We start from the raw sequence: 14,880 nt of genomic DNA, 5'->3' as shown, positions 1-14,880 counted from the left end.
GGCATGCATAGGTTCACCCGGTCGCACCCGGTTCGTGAATTGGGGCGGGGCTCGGGGCCATTTCCGGCTCCAGGGCGTGGGCGGAAAAAGGGGGCAGGACCGTGGACATGAAGACGAAGAAGGACCTGGCGGTCGATTTCATCAACACCATCCGCACCATGGAGCCGAGCGCGCTCAACGCCCTCATCGTGAAGGAAGCGGGCGAGGAGCTGGCTCAGTTCTTCCTGAACTACAGCGCGAACCTCATCTCCAAGGATCCGTCCCGGGTGTTGGAGAACACGTCCTCGCTGATGCTGATGGGCTACCTCATCCGCACGTACGAAGAGAAGAACAGCCAGGCCAAGCAGGGCAACTTCCAGTCCTACGCGTACGCCTGAGGGCCTGCGCGCGCGGGCTCGACAGGCCCGGGGAGGCCTGTTAGGCACGCGTCGCCCATGCTCATCGACCTACACGCCCATTCCCACCTGTCCAAGGGGTGCGACCTGGAGCCGCGCGCCGTGCTGGAGCGGGCGGCCATGTTCGGCCTGGACGCGGTGGCGTTCACCGAGACGAACACCCAGGACGGCTGCGACGAACTCTTCGAGATCGGCGCGAAGTCCAAGGTGAAGGTCTTCGTGGGCCTGGAGCTCGTCACGGACCGGGGCCAATACCTGTGCTTCTTCCCGAAGCCGGAGCTGGCGCCGGAGCCCGTGCAGATGTGGGGCAGCAACCGGGAGAAGCCCTGGAGCGCCGCCGAGTGCCTGCCCAAGGTGAAGGCGATGGGCGCGGCCATCATCGCGGCCCGCCCCTTCGACCGCGACGTGCCCAACCCCGCCATGGAGTACGTGCGCTCACTGTCCGGCGTGCTGTGCGCCGTGGAGGGCTACAACGCCAAGGTGAAGCAGACGGCCAACGACCTGGCCGTGGAGGCCGCGGACGTCCTCAAGGTGCCCTGCGTGGGCGGCAGCGACGCGCGCGGCTCCCTGGACGAGATGGGCCGCGGCGCCACCTTCTTCAAGCGCGACGTGCTCACCCAGGCGCAGCTGGTGGAGGAGCTGATCAAGGGCGACTACTGGCCGGTGATGGCCGGTGAGCTGCCCCGCCTCACCCGGCCGGGCGAGGCGCAGGCCCAGCGCAAGGGCGGCGGCGGCGGCAAGAAGCAGCACCGCCGCGGCGGCCGGCGCTAGACGGGCACCAGGCGGTTCAGGGCAGGACGGATTTGCCTGCCTCTTCAGCGCGCACCAGCTTCCCGTCGCTGAGGAACGCCTTGCGGCGCTCGCCGGTGTAGCGCCACTCCTCGTTCTTGGCGGTGCCCTCCAGCGTGCGGCGCACGGACTCCGGCGGGCCCCAGGCCATGCGCACCGCGTCCGCGGGCATGTCCGGCACCAGCGTCTTGGTGCGCACGGCCTCCTTCACCGCCGCGCTGAAGCCGTTGAGCTGCTGCGTCAGCGGGTGGGGTGACAGCGTGTTCCCCAGCTCCGCGCGGAACGCGTCCTGCCGGTCCAGGTTGGGCGGCAGCACCATCACCACCTGCTCGCCCGCGGGGGCGCCCTCCACCGTCACGTACACCCACGGCCAGGTGCGCGGGGAGTAGAGGACGCGCTCGGTGACGACCCACGCGGTGGGGAACTCCACCTTGGTGATCCGCACGCGCGAGCCGGCGGGGAGGGTGGCCTGGATGGGGCCGGGGTTGATGGGCTTGCCCTGGGTGTCGTCCACCAGCCGCACGTCCTCTGGAGGGTAGGGCGTGAGCAGCCGCTTGGACGCGTCGCCGAAGAAGGGCGTCAGGTAGGCGGAGACGCGCAGGTACTGCTCCGCGTCCGGGCCGCTGAGGCCGCGGTCCAACGCGGCGCGGTCCTCGGGGGACATGCGGGTGGCGGACGCGCAGCCGAAAGACACGGCGGCCACGAGCGGCACCAGGAACAGCGACGACAGCGAGCGGAAGGAACGCGGCATGGCACCTGGAGGCGCGCGGGATGGGACGGCGCGCGCCTTCGGGTGTCTGCTTAGCCTAGCGGCTGGCCTGCGTCAGCGCTGGCGTGTCCGACGCCGCGAGCTTGCCGTTGCGGCAGCCGCGCTGCGTGGGACACACGGGACCGCGGCCGTGCGGGTCCGCGACCAGGAGGAACCGCCCCTGCCCCCGAGCATCCGTCAGCTCCGGATGGCCGCACAGCGCGCAGTGGCGGGGGGGACGCTTCGAGGGAGGAAAGGGCACGCGTCAAGTGTGCGGCCTCCCCGCGCCCCCAGCGAATTTTCAGCCGGGGGCGGTGGGACGGTGGAGCCTGGGGCGCTACGACTTGTCGCCGGACGCGGACGGCGTGCTCGGCGCGGCCGCGGGAGCGCTGGGCGCCGTGCTGGTGCTCGACGACGACGTGGTCGAAGAAGACGCGGGCGACGACGCCGAGGAGGACGACGACGAACCGCCGCCGTCCTTCTTCGTGGAGCCGTACAGGTCCGAGTACCAGCCGCCACCCTTGAGGTGGAAGCTGGAGCGGCTGAGCTGCTTGCTCAGCGTGCCCTCGGCGCCGCACGCGGTGCAGGCGGGGGGCGTCGGGTCGGACATCTTCTGCAGGACGTCGATGGTCTTTCCACAGGCCGAGCAGCCGTACTCGTAGATGGGCATGGGGTGGGGGCCTCGTCTCGATGAGTCAGTTCGAAGGGGATTGGGCCTGGGCGGAGAGCTGCTTGCGCAGGCCTTCCGTCAGATTCAGGCGCTCGAAGGCGCGGGTGACCAGCTCCGCGGGCGCGCCGTGCTTGCGACCCACGACGTTGGCCAGCGAGTGGAGATCCGTGGCGTCCGGCAGGGCGTCCTTCGCCAGCCGCTCCAGCTCCTTGCGGAGCGCGTCGGCGAAGCGCTTCTGGATGCCCAGGTCCACCAGGTACTTGTCCCGGCCGAGCAGATCCAGCCGGTGGGTGAGGTGGCTCGTGGCCAGCACCTCGTTGCGGAAGCGCTCGCGCAGCGCCTCCACGACTTCTTCCATCCTGAGCGCGTGGTTGAGCCGCTGCAGCTCGCTGGGGGACAGGCCGAGCGCCCAGGCCACCCGGCCGGTGGCGCCGCGCTGGGACGCGTAGGCGGTCTCGATGTTGTGGCGCTCGCGAGCCTCCAGCGTCTCCATGATGCCGTGCTGCCGCAGCACGTTCTCCATGTCGACCTGGGTCATCTCACCGCGCGGGCCGTTGTAGCGGTGCTCCAGCGTGCGCAGAAGTGAGTAGCGGTGCTCCGTGGCCTCGATGGCGGCCTCCAGTGTCTCCTTGCCCTCCGCGCGCGTCAGTTCAAGGAACGACAGTCGCTGGGCCTCCACGCGGGTGAAGCGGCCGCGGGGGCGGGGCAGCTCGCGCTTGAGGAAGCGTGGGGCCTCCTCTTCTTCCTGGGGCGCCTGGGGAGCCGGGGCGGACGCGGCGGTGTCGGCATCCTCCGCGTCGGTGGTGCGCTTCTTGGGCGCGATGCGCTCCTGGACGGCGGCGGCCTCCGCCTTGGCGCTCTTGCGGCGGCCGGTCTTCGCGTCCGTCTCCTCGGAGGCCGGGGAGGGGAGCGCGAACACGGGCGTCGTGGAGGCGGGCGCGGGGGGCGGCGTCTTCTCCTCGCGCACCAGGGCCAGCTCCTGCGCCACGTCGTAGTAGCCGCACTCCTGGCGCTGGGCCGCGAGCGCCGGCGTCACGCCGCGCAGGATGTCCACCACCGCGAAGGGCCCCAGGGGGGACGTCTCCGGTTCACCATCCGTGAGAGCGCGGACCCGGAAGTCCTCATCTTCAGTGAGGAGCGCGAGCGCTTCGCGGACCTGCTGTGCGGGGGCCGGAGCCTTCGCGCGTCGGCAGAAGTCCGACACCGCCACCGCCACCGGGGTGGGTACGTCATCGGGCTGCCGTCTTCTCTGCCAGGGACTGATCATGGAAAGGTTCGGAAAATTGCTCGTTTACGAGGGCGGATGCCTCTATCTTCGCGGCCAGACAGGTGTCAATGAGCCAGTCCGGCCTCAATGTAAACAGCTCACGCGCGCCGCAAGCCGAAGACACCGGACTCCATGGTAGTCACCGGGGAAGCGGGCGCTTGCCAGGTCCGGCCGTCCAGATTGTCTTGCGGGAGCAGGCATCCCCACCCCAACACATGGGGTGCTCCAGAGATTGCAGATGACGACCCATCACCACAGCCACTCCCACTCCCACGGCCCCTCGGACAAGGACAAGGACGAGGTCCTGGCGCGCTACATGGCCCAGCACGGGCTGAAGAGCACGCGCCAGCGCAGCCTCATCATCGACACCTTCTTCGAGGTGGGCGGCCACCTGTCCGTCGAGGAACTGTGGAACAAGGTGCGCGAACAGGACACCAAGGTGTCCGTGGCCACCGTGTACCGGACGATGAAGCTGCTCAACGAGTGCGGCCTGGCTCACGCGCGCAACTTCGGTGACGGGCAGACGCGCTACGAGGCGGCGGCGGGGCGCGAGCACCACGACCACCTCATCTGCACGAGCTGCGGCACCATCGTGGAGTTCGAGAACGACCGCATCGAGACGCTCCAGGACGCGGTGGCGCGCAAGCACGGCTTCACGGTGACGTCGCACAAGATGGAGCTGTACGGCTTGTGTCGCGAGTGTCAGCTCCGGGGTGGCTCTCCGGAGACAGAGGCCTGAGCGCGTGAGCCCGGTGCGACGACGCGCGCTCCTGTGCGCGGTGGCGCTGGGCGCACTGACGCTGACGGGCTCGGTGTCCGGCTGTCGCCACGGCGGGCCGGTGGACGCCGGGCCCGCGTTCTACCGGGCGCTGTGGCTGCCGTCGGTGGGGCCCGCGCGCTACGACCCCCGCCAGCTCACGGGCAAGGTGGTGCTGGTGTCCTTCATGGCCACCTGGTGCTTCCCGTGCCTGGCGGACCAGCCCTCGCTCAAGCATCTCCAGGAGACCTACGGCCCCCAGGGCTTCCAGGTCGTCGCGGTGGGGATGGACATCGACGAGGGCCGGGTGCTGGGGCCGTTCGCGAACCACTACGCGTTTCCGTACCCGGTGCTCTTGTCCGACGAGCGGATGCGCGCCGGTGAGAGCGCCTTCGGCCGCATCCGGGCGCTGCCCAGCACGGTGCTGCTGGACAGGCACGGCCGCGCGGTGGCCGCGTGGCAGGGGATTGAAGGCCAGGCGGACGTGGCGAAGGCCATTGAAAAGCTGCTGAAGGCGGACTGATTTCCGCCTCCGCCCGGGGTGCTACAGGGCTGGAGCGGAATTCTTGCGGGCAGGGGGGCCGCTGGTACCTTCGCCGGCGCTCATGACGTCCCGGCGAAAGCTCCTGATGGTGGCGGCGGTGGTGGCGGTGGCCTTGAGCCTCGCTTCGGTGGCGGACGCCAAGGGCTTCCGGCGCTACCTGCGTCTGCGGCAGGACGTGGAGGCGCTCGATGAGCGCAACCGCGCGCTGGCCGCGCAGAACGACGTGCTCCGCAAGGAGATCGCGGCGCTGCGCAAGGACCCGGCGACGCTGGAGCAGTCGGTCCGTGAGGAGCTCGGCTACGTGAAGCCGGGCGAAATCGTCTTCCACCTGGAGTCGCCATGACCTCGCTGTCCGTGGTGCCCTCTCCGGCGAAGCTCGTGCGCGCGTTCTTCCGCGCCATCCCCGCGGCGGTGGCGCTGGCCACGTTCGTCCACCTGGCGCGCGGCGGCTTCCGGGGCCTGCACACGCTGGGGTGGACGGAAGCGGCGCTGGTGTTGGGGCTGCTCATCGGCATTGGCATGGCGGCGTGGCGCCGGGCCATGCGCTCCTCGGTGGGCGCGGTCATCGACCTGCGCGACGACCTGGAGCTGGGCGGCGGGCTCATCTCCGCGGCCTTCATCGTGGTGGCCATTGGCGGCGGGGAGCTGTTCCCCATCGTCTATCTGTTGATGGCGTTCCTGGTGGCGTTCCTGCCTCGCAACGCGGGCATGACGCTGCTGGGCGTGGCGCTGGTGTACGACGGCCTGGTGACGCTGGGCGGGCCGGTGGTGAACATCACCGGGTTCCTGACGCACACGCTGTTCCTGGCGCTGTTCGCGGGGCTGTACCACCTGGTGCTGTCCGCGCGGATGGCGGTGGCGAAGCGGGCGGAGTCGGACGCGGTGCAGAAGCGCATCCGCGAGGTGGAGGAGCGCGCGCGCACCTTCCGGCTGGTGTCCTCCGGGACGCAGGACAGCTTCAGCGGGATGAACTCCGACGAGAAGTGGCTGGTCGCGTCGGTGAAGGAGATTGAGGGCGCGGTGCACGCGGCGCTGGAGATCGCGGAGACGGGCCTGCGCACGGACACCTGCGCGGCGTTCCTGCTCACGTCGGACGACCGGAGCCTGAAGCTGTACGACTGCCGCTCCGGTTCGGAGCGGGTGCAGCGCGAGAAGTTCAACGCGGGCGAGGGCATCATCGGAGGCGTGCTGAAGCGCCGCGCGCCGGTGCGGATGAACTCGCCGCAGGGGCTGAAGGGCGTCACGTACTACGAGAGCAGCGGTCCCACGGTGCAGGCGCTGCTGGCGGTGCCCATCCTGGAGGGCAGCGGCCTGGTGCGCGGCGTGCTGGTGGCGGACAAGCTCAAGAACGAGCCGTTCACGGACCAGGACGAGAAGATGCTCACCACCATCGCGGGCGAGGTGCTGCGCTCCATCGAGGTGGAGCGGGTGATGAGCTACATCCGCAAGACGCGCGACGAGAAGGACCGGTTCTTCCGGGCCATCGAGGAGCTCAACCGCGCGGGCAGCCCGGACCAGGTGTTCGTGGCGGTGCTGGAGGCGACGCGGCAGCTGGCGGGGCTGGACTTCTGCGCGGTGACGCTGGTGTCGGAGCAGGACGGCAAGCGGATGCACCGCGTGGCGCGGATGACGGGCGTCACGGCGCAGGGCAAGGCGCTGGAGGGCCAGACGTTCCAGGACAACAACGGCCTGGTGGCGAACGTGGTGCGCTACGGGGCGCCGCTGCCGGGGCGGGACATCAAGGCGATGGACCGCCAGGTCATCTTCGATGAAGAGACGCAGGTGCGCGGCCTGGGCGCGCTGAAGATCTTCCCGCTGGTGGCGGGGGACCGGATTCTGGGCACGCTGGTGGCGGGGTCGCGCAAGAAGGCGGCGTTCGAGCAGGACGTGCTGCGGATGATCGAAGTCATCGCCATCCAGGCGGCGCAGGCGGTGTTGCGCGCGCAGCTCTACGAGCAGATGGAGCGGATGGCGACGACGGACGGCCTCACGGGGCTGCTGAACCACCGCACGTTCCAGTCGCGCGCGGACGACATCCTGGCGCAGGCGCGGCGGTACAACCGCAAGTGCTCCATCATGTTGACGGACGTGGACCACTTCAAGAACGTGAACGACACCTACGGTCACCCCACGGGCGACCAGGTGCTCAAGGGCGTGGCGCGCATCATCAAGACGCTGGCGCGGGACACGGACGTCGTCGCGCGCTACGGCGGCGAGGAGTTCGTGATGGTGATGCCGGAGACGGACGTGCAGGGCGCGAAGATCATCGCGGAGCGCATCCGCGAGGCGGTGATGGCGGAGGTGTTCCAGACGGAGATGGGCCCGCTGCGCATCACGATGTCGCTGGGCATCGCGACGTTCCCGGACAACGCCATGGAGAAGCAGCAGATGATCGACCTGGCGGACCAGTGCCTGTACCACTCGAAGCGCAACGGCCGGAACCTGTCCGTGACGGTGGCGCAGATGCAGGGTGGCCGGAAGCTCCAGGCGGTCGCGGAGTAGGGCGGCGGTATCGATGCCGCCCGTTCCCCTCGCGGTCACCACCAGCACGAAGACGGACGCGGCCACGGTGCGCGAGGCTCGGACCGTGGCGCAGCGGTGGAACCTGCCGTTCCTACCGCGCCGCTCCAGTGAGGGCATCGCGCCCTGGCTGGGCACCAAGGTGGAGGCGCTGCTCGTCGTGGGCGGCGACGGCGTGACGCTGTGGGAGCCGCAGGGGTCGTTCGGCTTCCACGCGGGCATGGCGCACCTGCGGCGAATGCGGCTGCGGCAGGGACAGCGCGACGACGCGTTCCTCAAGGTCGCGGAGATCGTCCCCGGGGATGCCGTGCTCGACTGCACCCTGGGGCTCGCGCAGGACGCGCTGGTGGCGTCGCTCGCCGTGGGGCCTACGGGCCGTGTCGTCGGCCTGGAGAAGAGCCTGCCCCTGTGCATCGTCGCCGCGGAGGGGCTCCAGCGCTACGACCGAGGCGCGGACTCGTGCGCCATCGAAGTGCTCCACGCGGATGCTCACGCGTACCTGAAGACGCTGCCTTCGAAGTCTTTCGACGTCGTCTTCTTCGACCCGATGTTCGCCAAGCCGAAGAAGGCCCAGCCTGCCTTCGACGTCCTGCGCCGCTTCGCGGAGCACGCGCCCCTCACTCCTGAAGCGGTGGAGGAGGGGAGGCGCGTCGCCCGCCGGTGGGTCGTCGTGAAGGGCGCCCGCCACACCGACGATTTGAAGAAGGTGGGCATCGAGCCTGCGCCCACCTCGCGCTTCAGCGACGTCATCTGGGGTCGGCTGCCCGCGATGCCCTGAGCTATTCCTTCTCCGACCCCTTCGGCGGACCCTCACTGCCCATCGGGGACAACTTGCTCGACAGCGCGCCGGCCTGCTCGTGCGCCATCAGGTCGCGCGGCGAGCGGTAGTACTGCATGGGCGAGTGGTGCAGGAAGTTCGACACGCGGCTCGTGTAGAGACACGCGTACTGCTCCACCTGGTAGCCGAAGCGGCTGTTCTCGTTGCCCTCCTTGAACAGCAGGCCCCAGTACGGATTGAAGCCCTCCTCGACGTCGCGCTCCAGCGTGTCCGCGATGCCGTTGGTCTCCTTCAGCGACCGGCGCAGCTTCTCCAGCTCCGCCTTCACCTTCTTGCGCAGCTCTTCCACTTCCTGGCGCTCCGGCTCCGACAGCTCCTCGCGCTCCAGCCTGCGCTCCAGGGTGTTCAGCACCGTCTTGCGGTGGTTCACCTCGTCGTCCAGCCGCGCGCGCGTCAGCTCCACCTCCGACAGCGTGCCGATCTCCTCGCGCCGCGCGTCGGTGTAGGTGATCTCGTCCTCGATCTCCTGGACGATCATGCACGTGCGCCACAGCGACGACTTCTTCGACTTCAGGATGTCGCCGTAGATGTGGTCGCCCACGTAGAGGATGTGCTCGCCCCGGTAGCCGGTGAACTCCTCGAACTGGGCCAGGTTGCCGCCCGAGTACACCGTGCCGCGCTCCAGCGACTTCGCCTCGCCCACGACCTTGCCGGCCTCCGTGGACGAGTCCAGCTCCAGGAACGGCCGGGCCTCCGTGAAGAAGGCCGGCTTGCCCGCAGCCGTCACCACGAAGTCGAAGTAGTTGCGCCAACTGGGGTACTCCGGCAGCTGCCCTTCCAGCAGGTAGCGCATCACCGCGTTCGTGTAGTCCCACGCGGAGTTCGTCAGCAGGAACAACTTCTTCCCGCCGGAGCGCAGCTTGTGCAACGCCGGACCCAGCTCCGGATCCAGGAACACGTAGCGCGTCAGGTCCTTGCGGATCTCCCGCTTGAGCGAGTTGTCCCGGTGCACCGTGTCGATGGCTTCCCGGATGTCGTCGTAGAGCTTGCCGTAGTTCACGGTGTGCCCCAGCGACTCCATCAGCTCGATGATGCCCGAATACAGGCACGTCTCCGGCAACGCGAAGAGCGTGTCGTTCCACGCGAACTGCGGGTTGCGCAGCCGCACGCGCTTGTTGCGGTACAGCTCCTTCCACGCGTCGCGCTTCAGCGGCCTGAGGCCGTGATACGCGCGCCCCACGTGACCGAAGCGGTCCATCTTCAGGACGTTGCCGTTGACGCGGTCCACCGCCAACCCGCGCATCACGAAGTGGTGGTCGTAGAGCAGGCCGCCCACGAACGGCGGATAGCCGTACTCGCTGATCAGCTTCGCGAGCGTCATGTCGAACGACAGCTGCTCCAGCCGGCGCATGTGGTAGATGGCCAGCGTGTAGTCCATGTCGAACCCGATGAGTTCGATGTGGTCCATGCGCAGGTTGCGGTTGACGAACACGTCCCGCGAATGCGGCACCTGGTCCGTGGCCTCACGCGGCGTGGTGAGCAGCCGGCCGAGCACGTCGTCGGTGAGCAAGTCCCTCGCCCGGCGGGCCGCGTCGTCGGCGCGCTCGCGGCTGATGGAGGAACGGAAACTCCCGTGCAGCGGATCCACGGAGGGTCCGCCCGGGATGGGCCTGGCAGGGGAGAGTATGGGCGACACGGGACCTCAAGACATAACACGCGCCGCATGCCCTTAGCCCGCGTCCTTGCGGGCTTCGCACGGGGCTGGCACGCTCTGTCCAACGATGCGCACCCCACGTCCATCCCCGGCTTCCGCCGAGGACCTCCACGCGCGCCTGGCCGCTCGCATCACCGCGTTGGAGGACCGGGTGCGCCGTCTGGAGGCCCGGCTCGCCCTGGAGGCCCGAAAGCCGCCCCTCGTCCGCACCCGGGCCAGCGCCTCCGCCGCCACCGTCCGCACCGCCCGGCCCCGGCCCCGCTGCCCTGGCTGCACCCTGGAGCTGCCCCGTGGACGGCGCGGTGAGTCGTGCGTGTGGTGTGGCTTCATGTTCGCCGCCGTGACCCGCCGCCGCGCCAGTGGGCCCAAGTCGCCCCGGAAGACCCGATGAGCGGGACGTACCGGCTCATCGGCCGCACGGAGGCAGGAGACCTCGCGGAGCTGTACGAGTCCCTGCTGCTGCCCTCCATCCCCGTCGCGGTGAAGCTCTTCCTGCCGCGCACCTCCGACCCCGCCTATGCCCGCTCGGTGGCGGAGACGGTGCGGCTGCTCCAGCCCGTGCGCCACCCGGGCCTCCTCCACGTCGTGGACGTGGGCTTCGTGCGCCAGCGGCTCGCCGTGGTGCGCGAGGACGTGGACGGCTTCACTCTGGGCGTCGCGCTCCAGCGCCTCAATACGAAAGAGGTGCTGCTGCCGCCCACGGTGGCGCTGTCCATCGTCATCCAGCTGTTGGAGACCGTGCAGCTCGCGCACGACGCGGGCGTCGTCCACGGCGCCATCACCCCTGGCAACGTGCTCCTGGCCCGCGACGGCTTCCCGGCCATCTGCGACTTCGGCGCGCTCCAGGCGCTGCTGTCCGTGCCCCAGCTCAAGCGCACGTTCGCGCACCGGGGCCGCAGCGCGTATCGGGCACCGGAAGTCACCCGCGGGGAGACGGCCACGGAGGCGTCCGACGTGTACTCGCTGGGCGCCATCGCGTACGAGCTGCTCACCCTGCGCGAGGCCGTGGTGCCCGGCAGCGGCGTGAGCACCCGCCGCGAGGCGCTGCCTCCGCCCAGCCGGTTGGATCGGCGGATCAACTCGCGGCTGGATCCGGCGATCATGCGCGCGTTGGATCCGGCGCCCCAGCGGCGCTTCCGCTCGTGCGGCGAGTTCGCCCAGGCCCTGCGCAACTTCCTCTCCGCGGGCGGTGGCCTGCCCGGCGCGGAGGAGGTGGCGCGCTTCGTGTCGGAGCTGTTCCCCAACGAGGTGAGCATCGCGGCCCCCGGGCCCGTCCCGTTCGCCGAGCCCTTTCAGCTGGAGGCCGTCTCTGGCGCGGAGATGGAGGACCTGCACGCGGAGGAGTACGAGGCCTCCATCGTCCAGCGCGCGCCGTACAGCCGCGCGCCCACGGAGAAGGAGGCGTCCGCCGAGACGCAGGAGGCCGCGCCCGGCTTCGAGGAGTTCCGTCCCGAGGACTACGCGTCGGATGACGACGCACCCATGGACGACGAGCCCGAGCAGGCAGGTGAAGTGCGGAGCACCGAACTTTCGCCCGCGGGGCCGTTGGAGCAGGGCTGGGATGCGCCGCCTGGTGTGCTCGCGCAGAAGTCCCGCCGCCCGGACAGCCCGGCGTCAGCGCGCGCGGGACGCAATCCTCGCGTGAAGGTCATCGAGGACTTCTCCGGACCGCCGCTCGGGGACGACGAACCTCCCGTGCCCACCGGCCGCCGCGCCGCCATGCGGCCCGGGCCGGCCCTCGGGGACGACGATCCGCCCGTGCCCACCGGCCGTCGCGCCGCCATGCGTCCCGGCCAGTCCCCGAGCGAGGAAGAAGAACCGCCGAAGCGCCCGGCCCTGCGCCCCGCGAAGGGGGCCGGGGGTAGGGCTCCCGGCCAGGAGACGGCGATCCTTCCTGCTGGCGGCGGAGCACCGTCGCCGGCCCCCGCTGCCGCCGATCGCCAGGAGCGCCGGGGCCGCGCAGAAGCCGCCGAAGCCCTTCCCGCCGAACCCCGCTCGGAGCGCCGCATGGCCCCTCCGAAGGCGGAAGGCCGCGTGCGCACCGACATGGCGGAGCCCGCGCCGTCGGACCGGCACCTGCCGGTGCACCAGCGCTTCGACACCGTGGAGACGCCGCGCATGGGCGCGGTGGACGCCGGGACCCGCCGCAAGCGGCTGCTCTTCATCGCGGGTGGCATCGCCGTGGTGGGCCTGTTCATGTTCGCCGTCGCCGCGTGGCGGTTGGGCCTGGAGCCGGTGCAGGAACCGGAGCTGCCCCGCTACGACCCGAACGCGCCCTCGGCGAACGGCACACAGGCGCCATCCGAGAACCCGTCCGCGCTGAAGCCCATCGCGCCTCCTCCGCCCGCTCCGCCGCCCAACCCCGGCGCACGGGACATCGAGGACGAGGAAGCGGGGGAGGACACCGCCGAGCCCGGCGTTCCTCCCAAGAACCAGCGCGCGTTCCTCACGCTGCGCACGAACCTGCCGGCGAACGTCTTCATCGACGGGGCGAAGGTGCGCCGCACGACGCCGCTGCTGAACTACCCGGTCCGCGCGGGCACTCGCGACATCCGCGTGGTGGCCATCTCCACCGGTGAGCAGAAGGACTTCCAGCTCCGCTTCTCGCGGGGCCAGCACCAGAAGCTGGACGAACAGTTCCAGCCTCCCCCCACCAGGCGGTGAGTTTCGTGGAGCGCACGCGCATCTTCGTCGTCGAGGACCAGCCCCAGCTCCTGAAGAACCTGGTCAAGGTGCTGGGCACCTTTCCGGAGCTGGAGGTCGTGGGCACCTCCCAGGACGGCGAGCAGGCGGTGGACGACATCGTCCGCGAACGCCCGCAGCTCGTCCTGCTGGACCTGGAGCTCCCCAGCCTCAACGGCATCCAGGTGACCCAGAAGGTCAAGCGCCGCGCCCCGGAGGTGGAGATCCTCATCCTCACGTCCTTCGAGGACGAGCAGAAGGTCTACGAGGCCATCCAGGCGGGCGCGTCCGGCTACCTGGTGAAGCGGGTGGGGCCGGAGAAGATCCGCTCCGGCATCCAGGAGGTCATGGACGGGGGCACCGTGCTGGAGCCCATCATCGCCCGGCGCTTCTGGAACTACTTCCAGTCCATCCAAGCCAGGCCCGCCCAGAAGCCCGCCGAGCTGCCCTGGGGTCTGACGGACGTGGAGCTGGACGTCCTTCGCTACGTGGCCAAGGGCCTGTCCAACGCGGAGGTGGGGCGGGTGATGACGCTGGAGCGGCGCACGGTGCGCACGCACCTGTCGCATATCTACCGGAAGATGGGCGTCAACTCCCATGTGGACGCGGTGGTGATGGCCCTGCGTCAAGGTGTCGTGGATCTCTAGCCGCGCCGTGGTTACGGTGTGGCACCTATGTCCAAGGCATCCCCGCGGTCCACCGCGGTGCGCGCGGTGGACCCCACGCTCGCCGCACTCTTCGACGTTCACGAGGCAACCCTGCCCAACGGCCTCAAGGTCCGCCTGCTGGCGAACCATCAGGCCCCGGTGGTCAGCCTCTACACCTTCTTCCAGGTGGGCAGCCGCAACGAGCGGCCCGGCATCACCGGCATCAGCCACCTGTTCGAACACATGATGTTCAACGGGGCGAAGAAGTACGGCCCCAAGATGTTCGACAAGACGCTGGAGTCCAACGGCGGCCGCTCCAACGCGTACACGTCCAATGACATGACCGTGTACTACGACGACTTCAGCGCGGACGCGCTGGAGACGGTGCTCGACCTGGAGTCGGACCGGATGCGCTCGCTGCGCATCTCCGACCAGACGCTGGCCAGCGAGCGCCAGGTCGTGATGGAGGAGCGCCGCGTCCGCGTGGACAACGAAATCCCCGGCATGATGGACGAGGAGCTGGGCACGCTCGTCTACAAGGCGCACGCGTACCGCTGGCCCGTCATCGGGTGGATGGCGGACATCGAGAACATCACCCGCGACGACTGCCAGGAGTACTTCCGCACGTACTACGCGCCCAACAACGCGGTGCTCTACATCGCCGGGGACATCGACCCGAAGAAGACGCTCGCGCTGGTGAAGCGCTACTACGGCAACATCCCGCGCGGCCCCTCGCCCGCGCCGGTGCTCAACGCGGAGCCGGAGCAGAAGGGCGAGCGCCGCGCCGTGGTGCGCCACCCCGCGCAGTCGCCGTCGGTGATGATCGGCTTCCGCGGACCCGCGGCCAGCAACGAGGACACGCTGGTGCTGGACGTGGTCCAGTACATCCTCACCAAGGGCGAGGGCAGCCGGCTGGTGAAGTCCCTCGTGTATGACCAGAAGGCCGCCGTGTCGGTGATGCTCGACTGGAGCTGGCGCATCGACCCGGGGACCATCCTGTTCTACCTGGAGCTCAAGCCGGACTCCGAAGCCGCGAAGGTGGAGGCCCTGCTGTACGCGGAGCTGGAGAAGCTGGCGCGCGATGGCGTCACCGAGAAGGAGCTGCAGAAGGCGAAGAACAACCTGCGCGCGGACCACCTGCGGGAGCTGTCCACCAACAGCGGCCGTGGGCACGCCCTGGGCCACTACGAGGCCCTGCTGGGCGACTGGCGCGAGGGCCTGTCCCTGCCGACCTTCTACGCGTCCGTCACTGCGGAGCAGGTGAAGTCCGTGGCCGCGAAGTACTTCGCCCCCGAGCGCCGCTCGGTGGTCACCCTCCATCCCGAAGCCGGCGCCGAAGAGACCGGTGACGAAGCGGCGGAGGCTTGAG

General features: G+C 69.8%; 16 protein-coding genes. 11 read left to right on the top strand and 5 right to left on the bottom strand.

The window, feature by feature from the left end; genetic code table 11:
• Positions 1-101 precede the first annotated feature (101 nt).
• Both D7X99_RS28850 and D7X99_RS28845 read left to right on the top strand, forming a co-directional pair.
• Positions 102-377, top strand: a complete 276-nt coding sequence (locus tag D7X99_RS28850; RefSeq protein ID WP_043321624.1) for a hypothetical protein — start codon at positions 102-104, stop codon at positions 375-377.
• Positions 378-434: 57 nt separating this feature from the next.
• Positions 435-1,166 (top strand): PHP domain-containing protein, encoded by a 732-nt coding sequence (locus tag D7X99_RS28845; protein WP_121780594.1) that lies wholly within the window; start codon positions 435-437, stop codon positions 1,164-1,166.
• A 16-nt stretch (positions 1,167-1,182) separates the two neighbouring features.
• Here the strand turns inward: D7X99_RS28845 and D7X99_RS28840 are convergent, their stop codons facing one another.
• The 4 genes from D7X99_RS28840 to D7X99_RS28825 form a co-directional block, all read right to left on the bottom strand.
• Positions 1,183-1,935 (bottom strand): hypothetical protein, encoded by a 753-nt coding sequence (locus D7X99_RS28840; protein WP_121780593.1) that lies wholly within the window; start codon positions 1,933-1,935, stop codon positions 1,183-1,185.
• 55 nt (positions 1,936-1,990) lie between these two features.
• Entirely contained in the window at positions 1,991-2,194 is a 204-nt protein-coding gene (locus D7X99_RS28835) for a hypothetical protein (RefSeq protein ID WP_121780592.1), read from the bottom strand.
• Between the two features lie 75 nt (positions 2,195-2,269).
• Positions 2,270-2,602, bottom strand: coding sequence for an FmdB family zinc ribbon protein (locus D7X99_RS28830; protein ID WP_121780591.1), 333 nt, complete (start codon positions 2,600-2,602; stop codon positions 2,270-2,272).
• Positions 2,603-2,627: 25 nt separating this feature from the next.
• Complete coding sequence (locus D7X99_RS28825; protein WP_121780590.1) at positions 2,628-3,869, bottom strand: hypothetical protein; 1,242 nt, start codon at positions 3,867-3,869, stop codon at positions 2,628-2,630.
• A gap of 238 nt (positions 3,870-4,107) precedes the next feature.
• Between D7X99_RS28825 and D7X99_RS28820 the strand changes: the two genes are divergently transcribed.
• The 5 genes from D7X99_RS28820 (at position 4,108) to D7X99_RS28800 (ending at position 8,468) form a co-directional block, all read left to right on the top strand.
• Positions 4,108-4,608 (top strand): Fur family transcriptional regulator, encoded by a 501-nt coding sequence (locus tag D7X99_RS28820; protein WP_169826125.1) that lies wholly within the window; start codon positions 4,108-4,110, stop codon positions 4,606-4,608.
• A gap of 4 nt (positions 4,609-4,612) precedes the next feature.
• Positions 4,613-5,149 (top strand): TlpA disulfide reductase family protein, encoded by a 537-nt coding sequence (locus D7X99_RS28815; RefSeq protein ID WP_233597073.1) that lies wholly within the window; start codon positions 4,613-4,615, stop codon positions 5,147-5,149.
• A gap of 82 nt (positions 5,150-5,231) precedes the next feature.
• Positions 5,232-5,513: a septum formation initiator family protein gene (locus tag D7X99_RS28810; RefSeq protein ID WP_121780589.1), complete on the top strand. Its 282-nt coding sequence runs from the start codon at positions 5,232-5,234 to the stop codon at positions 5,511-5,513.
• Positions 5,510-7,672 (top strand): diguanylate cyclase, encoded by a 2,163-nt coding sequence (locus D7X99_RS28805; protein WP_121780588.1) that lies wholly within the window; start codon positions 5,510-5,512, stop codon positions 7,670-7,672. The genes D7X99_RS28810 and D7X99_RS28805 overlap by 4 nt, the downstream gene beginning before the upstream one ends.
• Positions 7,673-7,685: 13 nt before the next feature.
• The gene (locus tag D7X99_RS28800; protein ID WP_121780587.1) at positions 7,686-8,468 is read left to right on the top strand and encodes a class I SAM-dependent methyltransferase; all 783 of its coding nucleotides are present in this window, start codon (positions 7,686-7,688) and stop codon (positions 8,466-8,468) included.
• A gap of 1 nt (position 8,469) precedes the next feature.
• Here the strand turns inward: D7X99_RS28800 and D7X99_RS28795 are convergent, their stop codons facing one another.
• Positions 8,470-10,164 carry an HAD-IG family 5'-nucleotidase gene (locus tag D7X99_RS28795; protein WP_121780586.1) on the bottom strand — a complete coding sequence of 565 codons (1,695 nt, stop codon included), beginning with the start codon at positions 10,162-10,164 and terminating at the stop codon, positions 8,470-8,472.
• A gap of 85 nt (positions 10,165-10,249) precedes the next feature.
• On the opposite strand from D7X99_RS28795, the gene D7X99_RS28790 reads away from it, so the two are divergent.
• Genes D7X99_RS28790 through D7X99_RS28775 form a run of 4 tightly spaced genes read left to right on the top strand, consistent with a single transcriptional unit; the run spans position 10,250 to position 14,879 of the window.
• A complete protein-coding gene (locus tag D7X99_RS28790) occupies positions 10,250-10,573 on the top strand; it encodes a hypothetical protein (RefSeq protein WP_121780585.1) in 324 nt (107 codons plus the stop codon).
• Positions 10,570-12,846: a serine/threonine-protein kinase gene (locus D7X99_RS43235; protein ID WP_199756372.1), complete on the top strand. Its 2,277-nt coding sequence runs from the start codon at positions 10,570-10,572 to the stop codon at positions 12,844-12,846. The genes D7X99_RS28790 and D7X99_RS43235 overlap by 4 nt, the downstream gene beginning before the upstream one ends.
• Before the next feature lie 5 nt (positions 12,847-12,851).
• Positions 12,852-13,511 carry a response regulator transcription factor gene (locus D7X99_RS28780; protein WP_120577480.1) on the top strand — a complete coding sequence of 220 codons (660 nt, stop codon included), beginning with the start codon at positions 12,852-12,854 and terminating at the stop codon, positions 13,509-13,511.
• 27 nt (positions 13,512-13,538) lie between these two features.
• Positions 13,539-14,879: a pitrilysin family protein gene (locus D7X99_RS28775; protein ID WP_121780584.1), complete on the top strand. Its 1,341-nt coding sequence runs from the start codon at positions 13,539-13,541 to the stop codon at positions 14,877-14,879.
• The last annotated feature ends 1 nt before the right edge of the window (position 14,880 follow it).

It is taken from the genome of Corallococcus sp. AB032C (assembly GCF_003668935.1).
GTDB classification, from domain to species: domain Bacteria; phylum Myxococcota; class Myxococcia; order Myxococcales; family Myxococcaceae; genus Corallococcus; species Corallococcus exiguus.
Note: the sequence above shows the minus strand (reverse complement) of the source record. Positions and strands in the feature narration are given on the sequence as shown.